Origin of the sequence: Chitinophaga sp. (assembly GCF_036569125.1) — a bacterium.
Lineage (GTDB): Bacteria > Bacteroidota > Bacteroidia > Chitinophagales > Chitinophagaceae > Chitinophaga.
In genome coordinates, this window is sequence record NZ_DATCRF010000252.1 from 1 (window position 1) to 3,396 (window position 3,396).

Here is a 3,396-nt window from a genome sequence, read left to right on the forward strand (position 1 = left end):
GATACAGGTAGTTGATCATCATGTTTTTGAACTGCTTAAAATCGGCCTGCGACCAGTTGGGATAAAGCCGCAGGATCTCTGCTGCCACCGCAAATTCATACACGGCTATGCCCATTAACCCGGGGATGTCCTGGCCACTCGGCACCTGGTCTACCGCATAGGCCCATGCGTTCAGGATCTTCCGGGAACAGGCTGCATAAGAAGTATCCCCGGAGATGTACCAGCGTAATGCGTTGAGATAGGCTGCCACTGCATCGGCTGAAGCGCGTTGGCGGCTAACGCCCATGTTGGCCCGCGCTGCGGCAGTATAAGTGTTCTGCGCTTTGGGATGAGCGATCAATGCATTCCAGCTGTCGATCCAGGGATGCGCCCCGGCCGCCACCTGGGTTTTCATCCGGTTTAGATCGGTTTGTGTGTGCAAGCCGCCGGGATGAATAAAGGTTTGTGCCGTTACCGTTATACTGCAAAAAAGCAGCAAAAGAAGTAGCAAGTGTGTGATCCGGTTCATGGTAGTAATATGTTTTATTGTTTATTGTTTTATTGCTGCCAGCTGCCCCCTGATGATGCCATTGGGGTACTTTTTTGTATTGATGGTGAAGTAATAGGCGCCTGCCAGCAGGTCCTGCTTTTCACTCATTTTAAAGCCATTTAAACCTGCCAGGCCCAGATTGGCTGTTGCTGCGCTGTTTGTGCTTACAAAGGGCAGCGAACGCACCAGGGCGCCATTTGCCGTTGCACCGGCAGGGCCGTAAAAGTTCACGGAAGTGATAGTGTCCTGGCCGGCCGCCTCCCATAGATCAGTCCACGTGATAGTGAAGGTCAGGATGTTCAATTGCTCATCATAAAAACCGGTGAATGTACCGGCGAAACTGGTATCAATGGCCGGCACCAGCTGTTTGCTGCTTGCAGCTGCATTAATGGTATACTGGCTGCTATTGACCCTTTCCAGCTTCCCTCCTTTTGTACAGCCGGTGATTGAAAAAGCGATAAGTGTAATTACAGTTATAATACTTTTCATAACCTGAACATTAAAATTGTTTAAGCTTCTCTGTTAATAACCCGGCGTTTGTTTTAAAGCAGGCGATTTTGTGAGCTCGCTCTGTGGTACCGGCCAGAAATACATAGCCTCGGTGAACACATGCTTCCGTATACCTATCACGCGGTAAGAAAAGCTTCCATTCGCAGCCCTTGTGATCTCCATACCGTGTGTTTCCGCATTCTCCGTCCGCGGAGCGATCTTCCAGCGGCGTACATCCCAGAAGCGGTGCTCCTCAAAAGCCAGCTCCACACGGCGCTCATGCCAGATGGCTTCGCGCATTTCATCTTTGGTCATGCCCGGCTTTAAACCATACAAACTATTTTCGCCCTCAATAATACCTGCGCGGCTGCGGATCATCTTCAGCCAGTCATATACTTCCGCGGTTGGGCCCTCGTATTCATTCGTCGCCTCCGCCGCATTTAACAGCACTTCCGCATAACGCATCACTACCCATGGACGATACAGCTCACCACCGCCGCCGTTACACATCTTGTATCTGAAATAACCTGTTAAAGTACCTGTGGATGTATAGATGCCGTCGAGGCTTGCGCTGGTGGCTGCGGCATTGCCGCTTGGAATTACGCCGGTGTAGGTATTCACGGGCTGATCGCCCAATGAGCCCATCATGCGAATGGAGCCGTTATAGTGAACGGTATATGTGAGGCGGGGATCCCGGTTCCTGTACATATCATTGCCTATACCGGGATAACCGGAAGCAGGATCCGTTATGCGCATGCCGTTGATCATATCAAATTCATCTACCAGCTCCTGTGTTGGAAAATATTTGGTTCCGGCCCAGCCGTTCATACCTCCTCTTGAAGTAGGATTGGCGCTGGCTTCCACATAAAAATTATTGCCGGTGGTCCAGGGCTGCCAGTAAACAAGCACATGCTCCGGCTGCGGGGTGTTTTGCAGGAAAAGCGTATACAGCGGTGTAGCTGACGCAGTATATAAGCTGTAAACGCCCAGGTTGATCACGGCTTTTGCTGCATCGGAAGCCAGCTTCCAGCGTGCAGGATCTGCATCCGGAAAAGTGAGTAAACGCTCAGGATCATCGGCCCTTGGCCCGCTATTGAAAAGGGGGCTTGCTGCGTATAAAAGCATCCGCGCCTTTACCGCCAGTGCAGCCCCTTTGGTTACTTTCAGCTGGTTTACATCTCCTGCGCGGTAAGAGAGCGGAAGCGCGGCGGCCGCCGCATCCAGCTCAGTGGTTAAATATTTAATGCAGTCATCAAATGAGCTGCGCGGAACATCTATCTTTTCATTATCGCCAAATATCTTGTCGCCGATTAATGGTATGCCGCCATAATGCTTTAACAGCGTGAAGAGATACCAGGCCCGCAGAAAACGTACCTGGCCTGCCCAGTAGTCTTTCGTTGCATCTGACACCGGAATGCTGTCTTTGTTCTTCAGGAAAATATTTGCAATACGCAGCATCTGGAAGGTGGTTGTCCACAGGCCCCGGTCTACATTATTTGCGTTAATGCCGCCACTAGAGATCTTATACGTGTAAATGGTGGGATCGGCAATGGGCTCCGATTCATCGCAGGCCGCATCTAAGCCGGTATTATTGAACCGCCTGGGGTTAAAGGATATTCCCAGGCTGGAATAAAGGTTATTGATCACTCCCAGCGACCGGGTGCTATCCTGGAAAACCGCTGTTTCATCAATAGCTGATAACGTTTTCTGATCCAGGAAATCTTTTTTGCATGCAGTGGTAAAACACAGCGCTGTGGCCAGCGTGGCAAATAAGATCCTCCAATATATTGTATGCTTCATTGTAAATATCTTTTTAGCGTTAGAAGCCTAGTTGCAATCCAAAGTTGAAGTTGGCAGTGTTGGGATAGGCGCCGCCGGGGCCACTTGCAATCTCAGCGTCCTGCTGAAACTTACCCATGTTCTGTATATTCACCAGGTTATACCCGGAAACATACACTCTTGCATTCTGAACCACCCGCGTTCCTTTTAACCATGTACCAGGAAGCTGGTAAGCCAGCTCCACTGATCTTAACCGCACATACCAGGTATTGGCGAACCAAAAATCAGAGACCGTTTGCCAGGATATATTGTTGATGTTGGTGTTAAGGCCAATGCGCGGATAGGTGGCAGTAGCCGCAGTAGCCGGTGTCCAGCGCTCCAGGTTCCAGGGACGTAAATTTCCATTGAAAGCATCCCCTGCACCTTCAGCGGTTACCTGCACGGCATAACCATAAGCACCCTGCAGCAGCGCTCTTAATGTGAGCCCTTTATAGCCAACTGCAAATTCAGCTCCCAGCACCGTGTTGGGCAGGTTAGGTTTTGACAGCCAGGTTTTATCGGCATCGGTGATAACGCCATCGCCGTTCATATCAGCATAC

General features: G+C 50.5%; 3 protein-coding genes and 1 pseudogene. All 4 read right to left on the reverse strand.

Features of this window, described 5'->3' with window-relative positions; genetic code table 11:
* Nucleotides 1-508 (reverse strand): alginate lyase family protein (locus VIM87_RS09235; RefSeq protein ID WP_331996708.1); only part of this gene is annotated, 508 nt, incomplete at its 3' end.
* A 21-nt stretch (nt 509-529) separates the two neighbouring features.
* The gene (locus VIM87_RS09240) at nt 530-1,018 is read right to left on the reverse strand and encodes a CHRD domain-containing protein (protein WP_331996709.1); all 489 of its coding nucleotides are present in this window, start codon (nt 1,016-1,018) and stop codon (nt 530-532) included.
* 33 nt (nt 1,019-1,051) lie between these two features.
* A complete protein-coding gene (locus VIM87_RS09245) occupies nt 1,052-2,818 on the reverse strand; it encodes a RagB/SusD family nutrient uptake outer membrane protein (protein WP_331996710.1) in 1,767 nt (588 codons plus the stop codon).
* Nucleotides 2,819-2,837: 19 nt separating this feature from the next.
* Nucleotides 2,838-3,396 (reverse strand): annotated as a pseudogene (locus VIM87_RS09250) (TonB-dependent receptor); the annotation flags it as partial.

Excerpts from the sequence above, each read along its gene's own strand:
- VIM87_RS09240 (WP_331996709.1), bottom strand. The coding sequence starts at position 1,018 with ATGAAAAGTATTATAACTGTAATTACACTTATCGCTTTTTCAATCACC.
- VIM87_RS09245 (WP_331996710.1), bottom strand. The coding sequence starts at position 2,818 with ATGAAGCATACAATATATTGGAGGATCTTATTTGCCACGCTGGCCACA.